This is a genomic window from Variovorax sp. 20P10.2.4 (genome assembly GCF_058244205.1).
In genome coordinates this window covers 1-17,038 of record NZ_JBZAYE010000103.1, presented here as the reverse complement: position 1 = coordinate 17,038, position 17,038 = coordinate 1, and the positions used below count along the sequence as shown (strand labels likewise).

Genomic DNA, 17,038 nt, shown 5'->3' with positions numbered 1-17,038 from the left:
CCGAGCGCGAGACCCGGCTCGCGGTGCTGGAACGGTTGCACGAGGCGGGCGCCGCGAGCCGCTGGTGGGCGGCCCGCAATGCGGTGGCGGTGCTCGAGAACCCCGACGCCGGTCCGCACGACGAGGCGGGCCTCAAGCACTGGCGCGGCCGCCTGAAGGAGGCCGAGGAAGCCGAGGCGCGCGCCTGGGAGGAACTGACCGAGACGCCGAGCTTCAGCCAGATCGGCCGGCACGATCTCAACGAGCACGAACTCGACGAACTGCGGGCCGACCTCGTGCGCAACCTGCCGGTGTCGCGCGCCTGGCTGGTGCGCAAGAACCTGCGCGAGTTTCCGTGGCGGCGCGCCTTCGTCGTCTTCGTCGAGCTGCCGGGCCTGGACGACGAGGAGCGCTGGCAGCTGTGCCGCCAGCTCGAGCAGACACTGAGCCTGCCCGGCGTGGCGCTGGTGCTGTGGGCCGGGCATTCGCCGACGCTGGAGGACATCGAGCGGCAGGCTTTCGGGGCGGTCTGGACGCGCGGAGCCTGAGGCGGGCGGCGGCTGAGACAATCGGGGCATGCACCCCAAAGCCCTGTTGGAGGCCACCGCCGATCTGGTCGGCCTGGTCCTGAAATTCGATCACCCCGCCGACCAGGTGGTTTCGCGCTTCTTCCGCGACCACCGCGAGTTCGGTCCGCGCGAGCGCGCCACCCTGGCCGAGACGGTCTACACCGTGCTGCGCAAGAAGCTGCTGTTCGATCACCTCTCGCCCTCGGGCAGCGGCCCGAAGGAACGCCGGATGGCGATCCTGGGCTTCCACGGCCCACGCGACTTCCTCAAGAGCGCGCTCAACGACACCGAGAAGCGCTGGCTCGACAACTGCGACGCGGTCAGCGAGGCCGACCTGCTCGAACGCCATCGCCACAACCTGCCCGAATGGCTGGTGGCGCCGCTCAAGAGCCAGCTCGGCGACGGCTTCTGGCCGCTGGTTCAGAGCCTGCAGCAGCCGGCGCCGCTCGACCTGCGCGTCAATTCCCTGCATGACAAGCGGGCCGACGTGAAGGCGGAGCTTGCCAAGGCTGCTATCAAATCGGAAGCAACACCGTATTCGCCCTGGGGCCTGCGCCTCGAAGGCAAGCCCGCGCTGACCAAGCTCGACGCCTTCGTGCGCGGCGCCATCGAGGTGCAGGACGAGGGCTCGCAGCTGCTGGCGCTGCTGCTGGACGCCAAGCGCGGCGAGATGGTGGTCGATTTCTGCGCGGGCGCCGGCGGCAAGACGCTGGCGATCGGCGCGGGCATGCGCAACACCGGGCGGCTGTACGCCTTCGACACCTCGGCGCACCGCCTCGACGCGCTCAAGCCCCGGCTGGCGCGCAGCAAGCTCTCGAACGTGCATCCGGCCGCGATCGCGCACGAGCGCGACGACCGGGTGAAGCGGCTCGCGGGCAAGATCGACCGGGTGCTGGTCGATGCGCCGTGCTCGGGGCTCGGGACGCTGCGGCGCAATCCGGACCTGAAATGGCGCCAATCGGCCAAGTCGGTGGAAGAACTGACCGTGAAGCAGGCGGCGATCCTGCAGAGCGCGGCCCGGCTCGTGAAGTCGGGCGGGCGGCTGGTCTACGCCACCTGCAGCGTGCTGCCGGAGGAAAACGAGGCCATCGCGGAGGCTTTTGGCGCCGCGAATCCCGATTTCGTGCCCGTGGACGCGGCGGAACTGCTGCAGGGCCTCAAGGTGGAGCGGGGCGACAGCCTGGTCGCGGGCGGCGCCGACGGACGGCGCTACCTGCGCCTGTGGCCTCATCTGCATGCCACCGACGGTTTCTTTGCGGCCGTGTGGAACCGCAAATAGGTACGGGGCTCCAAAGTTAGGGTAAATCTGCGCAAACCATGGGGTGAAAGGTGAGTGATTCCTGACCCCCGGCCCTAAAATTGCGAGTTACCTAGAAGCCGCACCTTCGTGCGGTTATGGAGTACCTGACTCAATGTTGCTTCCTGACTCCGCCATCCTGAGCGCGGCCATCGACTGGCTCGGAAACGGCCTGTGGGATCTCACCTGGTGGCAGATCGTGCTGTACACGCTCGTCACCACGCACATCACGATCGCCGCCGTGACGATCTTCCTGCACCGGACGCAAACGCACCGGGCGATGGACCTCGGTCCGATCCCGTCGCATTTCTTCCGCTTCTGGCTCTGGCTCGGCACCGGCATGGTGACGAAGGAGTGGGTCGCGATCCACCGCAAGCACCACGCCAAGTGCGAGAGCGAGGAAGATCCGCACAGCCCGCAGGTCAAGGGCATCGAGGAAGTGCTCTGGCGCGGCGCCGAGCTCTACCGCGCGGAGTCGAAGAACAAGGAAACGATGGAGCGCTACGGTCACGGCACGCCCGACGACTGGATCGAGCGCAACCTGTATTCGCGCTACAGCTGGCAGGGCGTGGGCCTGATGCTGGTGATCAACCTGGCGCTGTTCGGCACGCTCGGCATGGCCGTGTGGGCGGTCCAGATGCTGTGGATCCCGATCACCGCCGCCGGCATCATCAACGGCATCGGCCACTACTGGGGCTACCGCAACTTCGAGGCGCCCGACGCCAGCCGCAACATCATGCCCTGGGGCCTGATCATCGGCGGCGAAGAGCTGCACAACAACCACCACACCTACCCGACCTCGGCCAAGTTTTCGGTCAAGAAGTACGAGTTCGACATCGGCTGGATCTACATCCAGATGATGCAGAAGATCGGCTGGGCCAAGGTCAAGAAGGTGCCGCCGAAGATGCAGATCGGCGCCATCCAGCCCGTGGCCAACGAGAAGACGCTCGAGGCCGTCATCGCCAACCGCTACGAAGTGATGGCCGGCTATGCGCGCGAAATGCGCCGTGCCACGCAAGAGGAAATCGCCGCGCTCAAGAGCAAGGGTGCCGACCTCTCGGTGCTGAAGGCCGCCAAGCGCTGGATGCACCGCGACGACGACAAGGTGCCCGCATCGGCCCGCTCGCACGTGGTGCAGGCTCGTGCCGCTCACCCGGTGCTCGACAAGATGGCGACCATGCGCGAAGAGCTGCGCCAGCTGTGGCTCAACACCTCGCATTCGCGCGAGCAGCTGGCGGCCGACCTGGCGGCCTGGTGCCATCGTGCGGAAGCCAGCGGCATCGCGGGCCTGCGCGAGTTCTCGACGCGGCTGCGCTCGGCGCGCGCCTGATTCGATCCCTGCCGGGGCTTTGGCCCCTGTCAAAAAGCCGGCCCGATGGCCGGCTTTTTTGTGCCCGACGTTTTCGTGGGGAAGGAATCTGGAGGGCTCATCGGATGGCTTGGCCCGTCCCGGCAATTCGCTCCGCTGTCGAAATTCAGGGCAAATAAAAAAGCCCGCGGCTTGTGCTGCGGGCTTTTTAGAAAGAATTCAGACTGAATTACTTCAGCTTGATTTCCTTGTATTCGACGTGCTTGCGTGCCTTCGGGTCGAACTTCATGATCGACATCTTTTCAGGCATCGTCTTCTTGTTCTTGCTGGTCGTGTAGAAGTGGCCGGTACCCGCGGTGGATTCCAGCTTGATCTTTTCGCGTCCGCCTTTGCTCGTTGCCATGATTCAGCTCCTTAAGCTTGGCCGCGTGCGCGCAGGTCCGCGAGCACGGCGTCGATGCCGTTCTTGTCGATCAGGCGCAGGGCAGCGCTCGAAACACGCAGGCGAACCCAGCGGTTTTCCGTTTCGACCCAGAAACGACGGTATTGCAGGTTCGGCAGGAACCGGCGCTTGGTTTTGTTGTTGGCGTGGGAAACGTTGTTTCCCACCATCGGGCCCTTGCCCGTGACTTCACATACGCGTGCCATGAGGACACTCTTTCTTGAACAGCTGGCACCGGCTCGACGGCAGTGGCCGAGGGTGTTTTGCAGCTTGACCTCGCCAGAAACGGGTGGCGGTACCCCGGATTGCCGCTGAGCCCACCCTTCATGGAAAGGAGGCGCGATTTCGGCAAAGCCTCGGATTATAGCCCTTTTGGCGGCCCGGCAGCAAAGCCCGGGGTGGGCCCATGAAAAAGGTGGGCACCAGGCCCGCCTCGTCGAGGAGCCTGGCGGCTCAGAGCGTGCCGTCCTGCTCCAGGAAGCGCTGCGCATCGAGCGCGGCCATGCAGCCCGTGCCGGCGCTGGTGATGGCCTGGCGGTAGATGTGGTCCTGCACGTCGCCGGCGGCGAACACGCCCGGCACGCTGGTCATGGTGGCGAAGCCTTGCAGGCCCGAGCGCGTGACGATGTAGCCGTCCTTCATGTCGACCTGGCCCTGGAAGATGTCCGTGTTCGGGTGGTGGCCGATCGCGATGAAGCAGCCCTTGAGGTCGATCTGCTCGGTCGCGCCGGTCTGCGTGTTCTTGATGCGGATGCCGGTCACGCCGGAATCGTCGCCCAGGACTTCATCGAGCGTATTGTGTACTTTCAGTTCGATTTTGCCTTCGGCTTCTTTTTCGTGAAGCTTGTCGATCAGGATTGGTTCCGCGCGGAATTTGTCGCGGCGATGCACCAGCGTTACTTTTTTCGCGATATTCGAAAGATAAAGCGCTTCTTCGACCGCGGTATTGCCGCCGCCGATCACGCAGACTTCCTGCTCGCGATAGAAGAATCCATCGCAGGTGGCGCAACCCGAAACACCGCGGCCCATGAACTTCTGCTCGGATTCGAGGCCCAGGTACTTGGCCGACGCGCCGGTGGCGATCACGAGCGCATCGCAGGTGTAGGTGCCGCTGTCACCGGTGAGCGTGAAAGGGCGCTTGCTCAGGTCGACCTTGTTGATGTGGTCGAACACGATCTGGGTCTTGAAGCGCTCGGCATGCTCCAGAAAACGCTGCATGAGGTCGGGACCCTGCACGCCATGCACATCGGCCGGCCAATTGTCGACCTCGGTGGTCGTCATCAATTGCCCGCCCTGTGCCATGCCGGTAATCAGCAAAGGCTGAAGATTTGCACGCGCCGCATAAACGGCAGCCGTATAACCGGCGGGACCTGAGCCCAGAATTAAAACCTTGGCATGTTGGGAAGCGGACATGGTGCGTAAAAACCTAGGAATTGCGCTGATTCAGCGTGTACATTTTGAGGGTGGTAGCGATACATGGGGAGTATCGCCGCTCGGATCAACCACCGAGTGCACGGTGTTTTCAATGCGCGCGATTGTAGTAATCCATCGGCGCGCCGATGGCCCGACCGCAGGAGCGCGCGGTACCAGGGATTGAATGAATGTCGATGCTGTCCAACCTTGAATTGCTCCGGCGCGTTCCGCTGTTCGCGTCGCTGACTCCTTCGCAGTCCGCAAGCATTGCGGATGCGATCATCAAGAAGCGTTTCAAGCGCGCGGAGGTCGTGGTCGAGCAGGGCAAGAAGTCCGATGCGCTCTACATCATCCTGACGGGGCGGGCGCGCGTGACCAGCGCCGACAGCCGCGGCCGCGAGGTCATCCTGGCCACGCTGCATCCCGGCGACTATCTGGGCGAGATGAGCCTGATCGACGACGAGCCGCACTCGGCCACCGTGCGCACCGAGATCCAGTGCGACGTGCTGATGCTGGGCCGCGAAGCCTTCGCGCGCTGCCTGCCCGAGAACTCCTCGATGGCCTACAACATCATGCGCGGCCTGGTGCAGCGCCTGCGCCATGCCGACCGCAAGATCGAGTCGCTCGCGCTGATGGACGTCTACGGCCGCGTCGCGCGTTCGCTGCTCGAGTTCGCGGTCGACGATGGCGCCGGCAACCTCAAGGTGCGCGAGAAGATCTCGCGCCAGGACCTCGCGAAGATGGTCGGCGCCTCGCGCGAGATGGTGAGCCGCGTGATGAAGGACCTCGAGGAGCGCGGTTTCGTGCAGACCCTCGAGGACGGCTCGATGATCGTCAAGGAGCGCCTGCTGTCGCTGGCCTGAGCCGGCACGGGGCGTGAAAGAAGGTGTGAGCGAAACTGCCGCGGCCCGTGGACGCGGCAGAATAGCCGCGGCCCTTTTCGTTGTAGTGTTCGTGCCGCCAGACCCGCATGCTGCCGGTCTGGCCGCCAGTATTTCATGACCTATTCGCTCAATACGCTTCACTCTTCCACGGCCGGCGAAGGTGCGCCCGTGCGTGTGCGGGCCATGCGCTTCGCCCACGAGATCACCCTGATCGCCGGTTTCGCGGCGCTGTTGTTCTGGCTGCTCGCCATGCTGAGCTTCACGCCCTCCGATGCCGCCTGGTCGACCTCGGGGACCGGCGGCGAGATCAAGAACTGGGGCGGCCGCATCGGCGCCTGGGTGGCCGACGGCAGCTACTTCCTGGCCGGCTATTCGGTCTGGTGGTGCCTGGCGGCCGGGCTGCGCGCCTGGCTGTCCTCGCTCGCGAGCTGGATGCGTGGCGGCGAGACCGGTCCGCAGGGCGATCCGGCACCGCGCGGCCGCTTCAACCGCAGCCGCCTGGCCTTCTGGTTCGGGCTCGTGCTGCTGCTGTGCGCGAGCACCATGCTCGAGTGGTCGCGCCTGTACAGGCTCGAATCGCACCTGCCCGGCTCGGGCGGCGGCGCCATCGGCCTGCTGGTCGGTCCCGCGAGCGTGCGCTGGATGGGCTTCACCGGCTCCGCGCTGGTGGCCATCGCCGGCGGCGTGATCGGTTCGGCGCTGGTGTTCCGCTTCTCCTGGAGCCAGATCGCCGAGCGCATCGGCGCACGCGTGTATTCGCTGTTCGAATCGCGGCGCGAGAAGCGCGAGGTCGCCGCCGACATCGCGCTGGGCAAGAAGGCCGTGCGCGAGCGCCGCGCCGAGGTCGACGACGAACCGGCCTACGTGCCGCGCGGCGCCATCGAACCTTCGATCGACGGCGACCAACCCGCCACCGCGCCCGACATGGACGACCTGCGCATCGAGCCGCGCGCCAAGCGCCGCCCCGCGTCGCCGCCGGTGCAGATCGAGCCCGCGATGACCGAGGTGCCCAAGAGCGACCGCGTCGCCAAGGAGCGCCAGAAGCCGCTGTTCAAGGAATTGCCCGACAACAAGCTGCCGCAGGTCGACCTGCTCGATGCCGCCCAGAGCCGCCAGGAAACCGTCTCGGCCGATACGCTCGAGATGACCTCGCGCATGATCGAGAAGAAGCTCAAGGACTTCGGCGTCGAGGTGCGCGTCGTGCTCGCCTCGCCCGGCCCGGTGATCACGCGCTACGAGATCGAGCCCGCCACCGGCGTCAAGGGCTCGCAGATCGTCAACCTCGCGAAGGACCTCGCGCGTTCGCTCTCGCTGGTGTCGATCCGCGTGGTCGAGACCATCCCGGGCAAGAACTACATGGCGCTCGAACTGCCGAACGCCAAGCGCCAGTCGATCAAGCTCAGCGAGATCCTCGGCTCGCAGGTCTACAACGAGGGCAAGTCGATGCTCACGATGGGCCTGGGCAAGGACATCATCGGCAACCCCGTGGTGGCCGACCTCGCGAAGATGCCGCACGTGCTGGTGGCCGGTACCACCGGCTCGGGCAAGTCGGTGGGTATCAACGCGATGATCCTGAGCCTGCTCTACAAGGCCGAGGCGCGCGACGTGCGCCTGCTCATGATCGACCCGAAGATGCTGGAAATGTCGGTTTACGAAGGCATCCCGCACCTGCTCGCGCCCGTGGTCACCGACATGCGCCAGGCCGCGCACGGCCTCAACTGGTGCGTGGCCGAGATGGAGCGCCGCTACAAGCTCATGAGCAAGCTCGGCGTGCGCAATCTCGCGGGCTACAACACCAAGATCGACGAGGCCAAGGCGCGCGAGGAGTTCATCTACAACCCCTTCAGCCTCACGCCCGACGACCCCGAGCCTCTGCGCCGCGAGCCGCACATCGTGGTCGTGATCGACGAGCTGGCCGACCTGATGATGGTGGTCGGCAAGAAGATCGAGGAGCTGATCGCCCGCCTCGCGCAGAAGGCGCGCGCCGCCGGCATCCACCTGATCCTGGCCACGCAGCGGCCCAGCGTCGACGTGATCACCGGCCTCATCAAGGCCAACATCCCGACCCGCATCGCGTTCCAGGTCTCGAGCAAGATCGACAGCCGCACCATCCTCGACCAGATGGGCGCCGAGGCGCTGCTCGGCATGGGCGACATGCTCTACATGCCCAGCGGCACCGGCCTGCCGATCCGCGTGCACGGCGCCTTCGTGAGCGACGAGGAAGTGCATCGCGTGGTGGCCTATCTCAAGAGCCAGGGCGAGCCCGACTACATCGAGGGCGTGCTCGAAGGCGGCACGGTCGATGGCGACGGTGACGGCGACCTGCTCGGCGGCGGTGGTGACAGCGAGAAGGACCCGATGTACGACCAGGCGGTCGAGGTCGTGCTCAAGAACCGCAAGGCCAGCATCTCGCTGGTGCAGCGCCACCTGAAGATCGGCTACAACCGCGCGGCGCGGCTGGTCGAGGACATGGAGAAGGCCGGCCTCGTGAGCGCCATGAGCGGCAGCGGCCAGCGCGAGATCCTCGTGCCCGCGCGCGCCGAATAGGCGCTCCCGCGCGATCCCGCGTCCATTCCGTTACGTGTTGAGATACGGCTTGCACAAGCTCGCTGCCCATTGCAAATCTTCATCAAGCCCTACAAGGGCGGCCATGGCCGCCGGGGTAAGGTCGATGCGGTGTTCAGCTTCGAAGGTTTGAAAAAATGAAGACTCGTCCCTGGCTGCTCGCCGGCCTTCTCCTCGCGTGCGGCGCCCATGCATGGGCCGGCGGCATGGAAAGCCTCGAGGCTTTCGTCAAGTCCGCCAAGTCTGGCCGCGCCGACTTCACCCAGACCGTGACCGCGCCGCCGCGCGACGGCCAGGCCGGCCGCGTGAAGACCTCGAGCGGCACCTTCGAATTCCAGCGGCCCGGCCGCTTCAAGTTCGACTACAAGAAGCCTTTCGCGCAAAGCATCGTGGCCGACGGCAAGACGCTGTGGCTCTACGACGCCGACCTCAACCAGGTCACGCAGCGCGCGCAGGCGCAGGCCCTGGGCTCGACGCCCGCGGCCCTGATCGCCGCCGCGCCCGACCTGCGCGCGCTGCAGGCCGATTTCGCGCTCGAAGCAGGACCGGAACGCGACGGCCTGCAATGGGTCAAGGCCACGCCGAAGAACAAGGACGGCCAGCTGCAGAACGTGCAGGTCGGCTTCCAGGGCGATGCACTCGCGGCGCTCGAGATCCTCGACAGCTTCGGCCAGCGCTCGGTGCTCAAGTTCAGCAAGGTCGAGGTCAACCCCGCGCTGCCCGCCGCCACCTTCGACTTCAAGGTGCCCACCGGCGCGGACGTCGTCAAGCAGTAATCCACCCCTCACTCGCTCATCCCGCTCTTGGCCGTCAGCTCGCATCAACCCCTGGCCGAGCGCCTGCGTCCGCGCACGCTCGGTGAAGTCATCGGCCAGCAGCACCTGCTCGGGCCCGGCATGGCGCTGCGCATCGCCTTCGAGTCGGGCCAGCCGCATTCGTGCATCCTCTGGGGGCCGCCGGGCACCGGCAAGACCACCATCGCGCGGCTGATGGCCGATGCCTTCGATGCGCAGTTCCTGAGCATCAGCGCGGTGCTCGGCGGCGTGAAGGACATCCGCGAGGCGGTCGAGCGCGCGACCGCGGCGCGCGACGGTCTCGAGCAGCGGCGCACCATCGTCTTCGTCGACGAAGTGCACCGCTTCAACAAGAGCCAGCAGGACGCCTTCCTGCCGCACGTCGAGTCGGGCCTCTTCACCTTCATCGGCGCCACCACCGAGAACCCCTCGTTCGAGGTCAACTCGGCGCTGCTTTCGCGGGCCGCGGTCTACGTGCTGCAGTCGCTCGGCGAGGCCGACCTCAAGCAGATCGTCGCCAAGGCGCAGGCCATCAATGCATTGCCCGCCATCGAGGACGCAGCGCTCGATCGCCTGATCGCCTATGCCGACGGCGATGCGCGGCGGCTGCTCAACACGCTCGAGACGCTGGCCGTCGCGGCACGCGCCGAGAAGCTCGAGACCATCGGCGACGAATGGCTGATGCGCGTGCTCGGCGAGCGCATGCGGCGCTACGACAAGGGCGGCGAGCAGTTCTACGACACCATCAGCGCGCTGCACAAATCCGTGCGCGGCAGCGACCCCGATGCCGCGCTCTACTGGTTCGTGCGCATGCTCGACGGCGGCGCCGACCCGCGCTACATGGCGCGCCGGCTGGTGCGCATGGCGAGCGAGGACATCGGCCTGGCCGATCCGCGCGCGCTGCGGCTCGCGCTCGACGCGGCCGAGGTCTACGAGCGCCTGGGCACGCCCGAGGGCGAACTCGCGCTGGCCCAGTGCGTGGTCTACCTCGCGATGGCGCCCAAGTCGAACGCGGTCTACACGGCCTACAACGCGGTGCGCGCGCTGGTCAAGAAGGACAGCACGCGGCCCGTGCCCATGCATCTGCGCAATGCCCCGACCAAGCTCATGAAGGAGCTCGACTACGGCAAGGGCTACCGCTACACGCACGACGAGGAGGGCGGTTTCGCGGCCGGCGAGCAGTACCTGCCCGACGGCCTGCAGGGCCAGATCTTCTACGAACCGGTCGATCGCGGACTCGAGATCCGCATCGGCGAGAAGCTGCGCGAACTGCGGCGCCGAAACGCTGAACAGGGGGACTGATACGCCCTTGCGGCATGCACGCAAGACGTGCATGGATACAAGCGCAAAGCGCATGACGTCAGCGGGTAAACCCCCGTCGATGCGCACCAAATAGGCGCTGGCCCGTGACTACAATCCCGCCCACTAAATCGGCGGCCACCACATGCTGGCTGGTTTTTTGCTTGTCAAGCCAAGGCGCCAAACCGGTGCCACGGTGGGTGAATGGCACCCCGCAACGGTGCAACACAGAGGAATCTTCTTTATGGACATTTTGCTGCAGCAGATCATCAACGGTCTGGTTCTCGGCAGCATGTATGCCTTGATAGCCTTGGGCTACACCATGGTGTACGGCATCATCAATCTGATCAATTTCGCGCACGGTGAAGTGCTCATGGTGGGGGCGCTCACGAGCTGGTCCATCATCGGGCTCATGCAGTCGTCGATGCCCGGCACGCCGGGCTGGCTGATATTGATCATCGCGCTGGTCATCGCGTGCGTCGTCGCCGCCACGCTGAACTTCGTGATCGAGAAGGTCGCCTACCGGCCGCTGCGCAACTCGCCCAAGCTCGCACCGCTGATCACCGCCATCGGCATGTCGATCCTGCTGCAGACGCTGGCGATGATCATCTGGAAGCCCACCAACAAGGCCTACCCGACCCTGCTGCCTTCGGACCCCATCCACATCGCCGGCGCCGTCATCTCGCCGACGCAGGTGATGATCCTCGGCGTCACCGCGGTCTCGCTGGCCATCCTCATGTGGCTGGTCAATTACACGAAGCTCGGCCGCGCGATGCGCGCCACCGCCGAGAACCCGCGCGTGGCCGCGCTGATGGGCATCCGCCCCGACATGGTCATCTCGGCCACCTTCATCATCGGTGCCGTGCTCGCGGCCATCGCGGGCGTGATGTACGCCTCCAACTACGGCATCGCGCAACACGCGATGGGCTTCCTGCCCGGCCTCAAGGCCTTCACCGCGGCCGTGTTCGGCGGCATCGGCAACCTCGCGGGCGCGGTCGTCGGCGGCATCCTGCTGGGGCTCATCGAGGCCATCGGCTCGGGCTACATCGGCACCCTCACCGGTGGCGTGCTCGGCAGCAACTACAGCGACATCTTCGCGTTCATCGTGCTGATCGTGATGCTCACGCTGCGCCCCGCCGGCCTGCTCGGCGAACGCGTGGCCGATCGCGCGTGAAGGAACTTGCCATCATGAAGAACAGCAAGAACCTCGCGCTCTACCTGGTCGGCGTCATCGCCGTGCTCGCGCTGCCGCTGCTGCTGCAAAGCCAGGGCAATGCCTGGGTGCGCATCGCCGACATCGCACTGCTCTACGTGCTGCTCGCACTGGGCCTGAACATCGTGGTCGGCTACGCCGGCCTGCTCGACCTGGGCTACGTCGCCTTCTTCGCGGTCGGTGCCTACCTCTACGCCCTCATGGGCTCGGGCCACCTGTCCGAGACCTTCGAGTGGTTCAAGGCCACCTTCCCGAATGGCCTGCACACCTCGCTGCTGATCGTGATACCGCTGGCCTTCGTGTTCGCGGCGCTGCTCGGCGTGCTGCTGGGGGCGCCCACGCTGAAGCTGCGCGGCGACTACCTCGCGATCGTCACGCTGGGCTTCGGCGAAATCATCCGCGTGTTCCTGAACAACCTCGACCAGCCGATCAATATCACGAACGGTCCCAAGGGCATCACCTCGATCGACTCGATCAAGTTCTGGGGCCTCGACCTGGGCAAGGCCTGGAAGTTCGACGGCTTCACCATCTCCTCGGTCACGCTGTACTACTACCTGTTCCTCGCGCTGGTGGTGGTCACCATCGTGATCTCGCACCGCCTGCAGGTCTCGCGCATCGGCCGCGCCTGGATGGCCATCCGCGAGGACGAGATCGCCGCCAAGGCGATGGGCATCAACACCCGCAACATGAAGCTGCTGGCCTTCGGCATGGGCGCGAGCTTCGGCGGCGTGTCGGGTTCCATGTTCGCGGCCTTCCAGGGCTTCGTCTCGCCCGAGTCGTTCAGCCTCATGGAGTCGGTGATGATCGTCGCCATGGTCGTGCTCGGCGGCATTGGCCACCTGCCCGGCGTGATCCTGGGTGCCGTGCTGCTGGCGGCCCTGCCCGAGGTGCTGCGCTATGTCGCCGGCCCGCTGCAGGCGCTGACCGACGGCCGCCTCGACGCTTCCATCCTGCGCCAGCTGTTCATCGCGCTGGCCATGATCGTCATCATGCTGGTGCGCCCGCGCGGCCTGTGGCCCTCGCCCGAGCATGGCAAGACGCTTCAGCGCAAGGGCGGCGTGCCGGTCGATCCGGCCCACGCCACCGTGGCGCCGGGCTCGCTGCAGACCCACGCACCGGGCGTCGACACCCCGGCCGACGAGCTGCCCGGTGCGGCCTCGCGTCCCATGTCGATCAATCCGTGAGCGAGGAGACGCATCCCATGAGCAAGGCAGACACCATCCTCGACGTTCGCGGCATCTCCAAGCGCTTCGGCGGCCTGCAGGCCCTGTCCGACGTCGGCATCACCATCCAGCGCGGCCAGGTCTATGGCCTGATCGGCCCCAACGGCGCCGGCAAGACCACCTTCTTCAATGTCATCACCGGGCTCTACACGCCCGACAGCGGCAGCTTCGAGCTCGCCGGCAAGCCCTACCAGCCCACGGCCGTGCACGAGGTGGCCAAGGCCGGCATCGCGCGCACCTTCCAGAACATCCGCCTGTTCGCCGAAATGACGGCGCTCGAGAACGTGATGGTCGGTCGCCATATCCGCACCCGTTCCGGCGTGGTCGGCGCGATGCTGCGCACCGGCTCCTTCAAGGCCGAGGAGAAGGCCATCGCCCAGCGCGCGCAGGAACTGCTCGACTACGTGGGCATCGGCAAGTTCGCCGACTACAAGGCGCGCACCCTGAGCTACGGCGACCAGCGCCGCCTCGAGATCGCGCGCGCCCTGGCCACCGACCCGCAGCTCATCGCGCTCGACGAGCCCGCGGCCGGCATGAACATGACCGAGAAGGTCCAGCTGCGCGAGCTGATCGACCGCATCCGCCGCGACGACCGCACGATCCTGATCATCGAGCACGACGTGAAGCTGATCATGGGCCTGTGCGATCGCGTCACGGTGCTCGACTACGGCAAGCAGATCGCCGAAGGCACGCCGGCGGACGTACAGAAGAACGAAAAGGTGATCGAGGCTTACCTCGGCACCGGAGGACATTGAGATGAGCGCAGCAGTGCAAACCCAAGAGGAAGTCGCGGCGGGCGCTTCGCAACGCAAGGCCGTCGGCAACGTGTTGCTCAAGGTCAGCGGCCTGAAGGTGGGCTACGGCGGCATCCAGGCCGTCAAGGGCGTGGACTTCGAGGTGCGCGAGGGCGAGCTGGTCTCGCTGATCGGCTCCAACGGCGCCGGCAAGACCACCACCATGAAGGCGATCACCGGCACGCTGCCCGCGGGCGCGGGCGACATCGAGTTCCTGGGCCGCAGCATCAAGGGCCGCGGCGCCTGGGACCTGGTGGGCGAAGGCCTGGTGATGGTGCCCGAGGGCCGCGGCGTGTTCACGCGCATGACGATCACCGAGAACCTGCAGATCGGCGCCTACATCCGCAAGGACAAGGCCGGCATCGCGAGCGACATGGAGCGCGTGTTCGTGACCTTCCCGCGGCTGCGCGAGCGCAAGGACCAGCTGGCCGGCACGATGTCGGGCGGCGAGCAGCAGATGCTGGCCATGGGCCGCGCGCTGATGGCACGCCCCAAGGTGCTGCTGCTCGACGAACCCACCATGGGCCTGTCGCCGATCATGTGCGACAAGATCTTCGAGGTGGTGCAGGCCGTGGCCGCGCAGGGCGTGACCATTCTGCTGGTCGAGCAGAACGCCAACCGCGCGCTGCAACTGGCCGACCGCGGCTACGTGATGGAGTCGGGCCTGATCACCATGTCGGGTGATGCCAAGGGGCTGCTCAGCGATCCGAAGGTGCGCGCGGCGTACCTGGGCGAGTAAGCGGCGCGGCGGGCCTTTCGAGGCCACGCAAAAAAAGGGCGGCGGTGCGAGGCACCGGCCGCCCTTTGTCTTGTGGGTGCGAGCTCAGTCGACCTTCGCGCCCGTGGCCTTCACCACCTGCTCGTACTTGCCGAGTTCGCTCTTCATGAAGGCGCCGAACTGCGCGGGCGTGCTGGCCACCGGCTCGGCCAGCAGCAGCGCGAAGCGCGACTTGGTCTCCGGCGCGTTCAGTGCGTCGACGAAGGCGTGGTTGAGCTTGGCGATCACATCCGGCGGCGTATGGGCCGGCGCGACCAGGCCCCACCAGGTGTCGATCGAGAAGTCCTTGAGCGTGTCCGACACCGGCGGCACCTCGGGCAGGGCGCTGCTGCGCTGCAGGGTGGTCACGGCGATCGCCTTGAGCTTGCCCGAGCGGATGTTGGGCGCGGCGGTGGCGAGGTTGTCGAAGTTGAAGTCGACCTGGCCCGACACCAGCGCCAGTTGCGCCGGGTTGCCGCCGTTGTAGGGGATGTGCACCGCGAAGATGCCGGCCGCCTTCTTGAACATCTCGCCGGCCAGGTGGCCGGCGCTGCCGTTGCCGCCGCTGCCGTAGTTGAGCTTGCCGGGGTTGGCCTTGGCGTAGGCGATCAGGTCCTTGAGCGTGGCGATCTTCAGGCGCTGCGCGGTCTCGGCGTTCATCACCAGCACGTTGGGCACGCGGACCATCTGCGTGATCGGCGCGAAGTCGGTCGCCGCGTTGAAGGGCATCTTGCTGTAGAGCCAGGGGTTCACCGCGTTGGTGGCGGTGGCCGCGATGCCGATGGTCAGGCCGTCGGGCGCGGCCTTGGCGACGATGTCGGCACCGATGTTGCCGCCCGCGCCGGGTTTGTTGTCGATGATCACCGGGCCGCCGAGCGTGTCGCGCACGCGTTCGGCCAGCGCGCGCGCCGTCACGTCGATGGGGCCGCCGGCCGCGTAGGGCACGACGAGGCGGATCGGGCGCTGCTGCTGGGCCAGGGCGGGGGCGCCGGTGGCCAGGGCGAGCGTGGAGAGGGCGAGGGTGGCGAGGAAGGTCTTGCGGGTTGTCATGCCCCGGATTGTCGGCGCGCCGCGCGGTGCTTGCAGCGTGGCTATCCCTAGCCGGCGCGCCGGGCCACCGGCTTCAGGGCAGTGCCTTGTCGGCCTCGGTGGTGAACGCGTCGGCGAAGAACTCTTCCTCGGGCAGGCCCGCGAGCGCCACGTAGTCGCGCTTGGCCGAATCGACCACGATCGGCGCGCCGCAGGCATAGACCTGGTGGCCCGAGAGGTCGGCGAAGTCCTCCAGCACCGCGGCATGGACGAAGCCGGTGCGGCCGGTCCAGTTGTCCTCGGGCGTGGCGTTGGAGATCACCGGCACGTAGCGCAGGTTCGGCATCTGCGCGAGCTGCTCGCGCACCCAGTCGTCCATGTAGAGGTCCTCGGGCCGGCGGCCGCCCCAGTAGAGCGTGGCGGGGCGGTCGATAGCCTTGAACTTCATGTGCTCGAGCAGCGCCTTGATCGGCGCGAAGCCCGTGCCCGAGGCCAGCAGGATCAGCGGCTTGTCGGAATCCTCGCGCAGGAAGAAGCTGCCGTAGGGGCCCTCGATGCGCAGGATCTCCTTTTCCTTCATGGTGAGGAACACGTGGTCGGTGAACTTGCCGCCCGGCAGGTGGCGCAGGTGCAGTTCGATGCCCGTGCCGGGCTCGCCCAGCGTGTGCGGCGCATTGGCCATCGAGTAGCTGCGGCGCGCGCCGTCGCGCAGGATGAATTCCACGTACTGGCCCGCGTAGAACTGCAGCGGCTCGCCGGCCGGCAGCTGCAGGCGCACCTGCATCACGTCGTGCGACTTGCGCGCGAGCGCGAGCACCCGCACCGGCATCTTGCGGATCGGATGGGCGCCGGCCTCGGTCACCTGGCGCGATTCGAGCACCACGTCGCTGCGCGCGCGGGCGCAGCAGGTCAGCACGAAGCCCGCGAGCTGTTCCTCCGCGCTCAGGGCCTTGCTCTGGTGCGGGCCGAGCTCGACCTCGCCCGAGAGCTTGCGGCACTTGCACGAGCCGCAGGCGCCGTCCTTGCAGCCATAGGGCAGGCCGATGCCCTGGCGGATGCCGGCAGCGAGGATGGTTTCGTCGCCTTGCGCCGCGAAATGGCGGCCGCTGGGTTCGACGGTGATGGAAAAGCCCGCCTCATGCGGCGCTGCAACAGTCATCGGTATTCTTCGGCTTGGATCAGCCCGTTACATGGGGGCTGAAAAAGAAAAGGGAACCCGAATTTTGCCTTCAATCCATAGCCCCTCCGGCGCGCTGCCGGCGCGCTTCCGCCGGACGCGTCTCCTGATCGTCGGCTGCGGCGACGTCGGCCAGCGCGTGGCGCGCGATCTGCGCGGGCGCGTGTCGCTGGTGGCGCTCACCTCCTCGGCCGAGCGCGTGAGCGCTTTGCGCACCGCGGGCATCCGGCCGCTGATCGGCAATCTCGACGATCCCAAGACCCTGCGCCGCCTGTCGGCGCTGGGCACGCGCGT

General features: G+C 66.7%; 16 protein-coding genes and 1 pseudogene. 12 read left to right on the top strand and 5 right to left on the bottom strand.

Annotation, left to right across the window (positions count from 1 at the left end; translation table 11 throughout):
* The 3 genes and pseudogenes from AC27VN_RS12865 to AC27VN_RS12855 all read left to right on the top strand — a co-directional run.
* Positions 1-527, top strand: a pseudogene (locus tag AC27VN_RS12865) (peptidase M48); the annotation flags it as partial.
* A 28-nt stretch (positions 528-555) separates the two neighbouring features.
* Positions 556-1,827, top strand: a complete 1,272-nt coding sequence (locus tag AC27VN_RS12860) for an RsmB/NOP family class I SAM-dependent RNA methyltransferase (RefSeq protein WP_490876784.1) — start codon at positions 556-558, stop codon at positions 1,825-1,827.
* A gap of 133 nt (positions 1,828-1,960) precedes the next feature.
* Positions 1,961-3,175 carry a DesA family fatty acid desaturase gene (locus AC27VN_RS12855; protein ID WP_490876783.1) on the top strand — a complete coding sequence of 405 codons (1,215 nt, stop codon included), beginning with the start codon at positions 1,961-1,963 and terminating at the stop codon, positions 3,173-3,175.
* A 208-nt stretch (positions 3,176-3,383) separates the two neighbouring features.
* Here AC27VN_RS12855 and rpmG read toward each other — a convergent pair whose 3' ends face one another.
* The 3 genes from rpmG to trxB form a co-directional block, all read right to left on the bottom strand.
* Positions 3,384-3,557, bottom strand: a complete 174-nt coding sequence (gene rpmG / locus AC27VN_RS12850; RefSeq protein WP_007830291.1) for a 50S ribosomal protein L33 — start codon at positions 3,555-3,557, stop codon at positions 3,384-3,386.
* Positions 3,558-3,568: 11 nt separating this feature from the next.
* Positions 3,569-3,802: a 50S ribosomal protein L28 gene (gene rpmB / locus AC27VN_RS12845; RefSeq protein WP_028251282.1), complete on the bottom strand. Its 234-nt coding sequence runs from the start codon at positions 3,800-3,802 to the stop codon at positions 3,569-3,571.
* 247 nt (positions 3,803-4,049) lie between these two features.
* Positions 4,050-5,009 carry a thioredoxin-disulfide reductase gene (gene trxB, locus AC27VN_RS12840; protein ID WP_057595022.1) on the bottom strand — a complete coding sequence of 320 codons (960 nt, stop codon included), beginning with the start codon at positions 5,007-5,009 and terminating at the stop codon, positions 4,050-4,052.
* 188 nt (positions 5,010-5,197) lie between these two features.
* On the opposite strand from trxB, the gene AC27VN_RS12835 reads away from it, so the two are divergent.
* The 8 genes from AC27VN_RS12835 (at position 5,198) to AC27VN_RS12800 (ending at position 14,520) form a co-directional block, all read left to right on the top strand.
* Positions 5,198-5,872, top strand: a complete 675-nt coding sequence (locus tag AC27VN_RS12835) for a Crp/Fnr family transcriptional regulator (protein ID WP_057595021.1) — start codon at positions 5,198-5,200, stop codon at positions 5,870-5,872.
* A 135-nt stretch (positions 5,873-6,007) separates the two neighbouring features.
* On the top strand, positions 6,008-8,440 hold the full coding sequence (locus AC27VN_RS12830) for a DNA translocase FtsK (protein ID WP_490876782.1): 2,433 nt from the start codon (positions 6,008-6,010) through the stop codon (positions 8,438-8,440).
* Positions 8,441-8,595: 155 nt separating this feature from the next.
* Positions 8,596-9,234 (top strand): outer membrane lipoprotein periplasmic chaperone LolA, encoded by a 639-nt coding sequence (gene lolA / locus AC27VN_RS12825; RefSeq protein WP_093355712.1) that lies wholly within the window; start codon positions 8,596-8,598, stop codon positions 9,232-9,234.
* 27 nt (positions 9,235-9,261) lie between these two features.
* Complete coding sequence (locus AC27VN_RS12820; RefSeq protein ID WP_490876781.1) at positions 9,262-10,554, top strand: replication-associated recombination protein A; 1,293 nt, start codon at positions 9,262-9,264, stop codon at positions 10,552-10,554.
* Between the two features lie 241 nt (positions 10,555-10,795).
* Positions 10,796-11,725, top strand: a complete 930-nt coding sequence (locus AC27VN_RS12815) for a branched-chain amino acid ABC transporter permease (protein WP_093355708.1) — start codon at positions 10,796-10,798, stop codon at positions 11,723-11,725.
* A gap of 14 nt (positions 11,726-11,739) precedes the next feature.
* Entirely contained in the window at positions 11,740-12,948 is a 1,209-nt protein-coding gene (locus tag AC27VN_RS12810) for a branched-chain amino acid ABC transporter permease (protein ID WP_093355706.1), read from the top strand.
* A gap of 17 nt (positions 12,949-12,965) precedes the next feature.
* Positions 12,966-13,742 (top strand): ABC transporter ATP-binding protein, encoded by a 777-nt coding sequence (locus tag AC27VN_RS12805; RefSeq protein ID WP_093355770.1) that lies wholly within the window; start codon positions 12,966-12,968, stop codon positions 13,740-13,742.
* A 1-nt stretch (position 13,743) separates the two neighbouring features.
* Positions 13,744-14,520 carry an ABC transporter ATP-binding protein gene (locus tag AC27VN_RS12800; protein ID WP_256223103.1) on the top strand — a complete coding sequence of 259 codons (777 nt, stop codon included), beginning with the start codon at positions 13,744-13,746 and terminating at the stop codon, positions 14,518-14,520.
* An 84-nt stretch (positions 14,521-14,604) separates the two neighbouring features.
* Here AC27VN_RS12800 and AC27VN_RS12795 read toward each other — a convergent pair whose 3' ends face one another.
* Entirely contained in the window at positions 14,605-15,588 is a 984-nt protein-coding gene (locus AC27VN_RS12795) for a Bug family tripartite tricarboxylate transporter substrate binding protein (RefSeq protein ID WP_296777117.1), read from the bottom strand.
* 73 nt (positions 15,589-15,661) lie between these two features.
* Positions 15,662-16,726, bottom strand: a complete 1,065-nt coding sequence (locus AC27VN_RS12790; RefSeq protein WP_490876780.1) for a CDP-6-deoxy-delta-3,4-glucoseen reductase — start codon at positions 16,724-16,726, stop codon at positions 15,662-15,664.
* Positions 16,727-16,790: 64 nt separating this feature from the next.
* On the opposite strand from AC27VN_RS12790, the gene AC27VN_RS12785 reads away from it, so the two are divergent.
* The coding region (locus AC27VN_RS12785) for an NAD-binding protein (RefSeq protein ID WP_490876779.1) at positions 16,791-17,038 on the top strand (248 nt) is incomplete at its 3' end.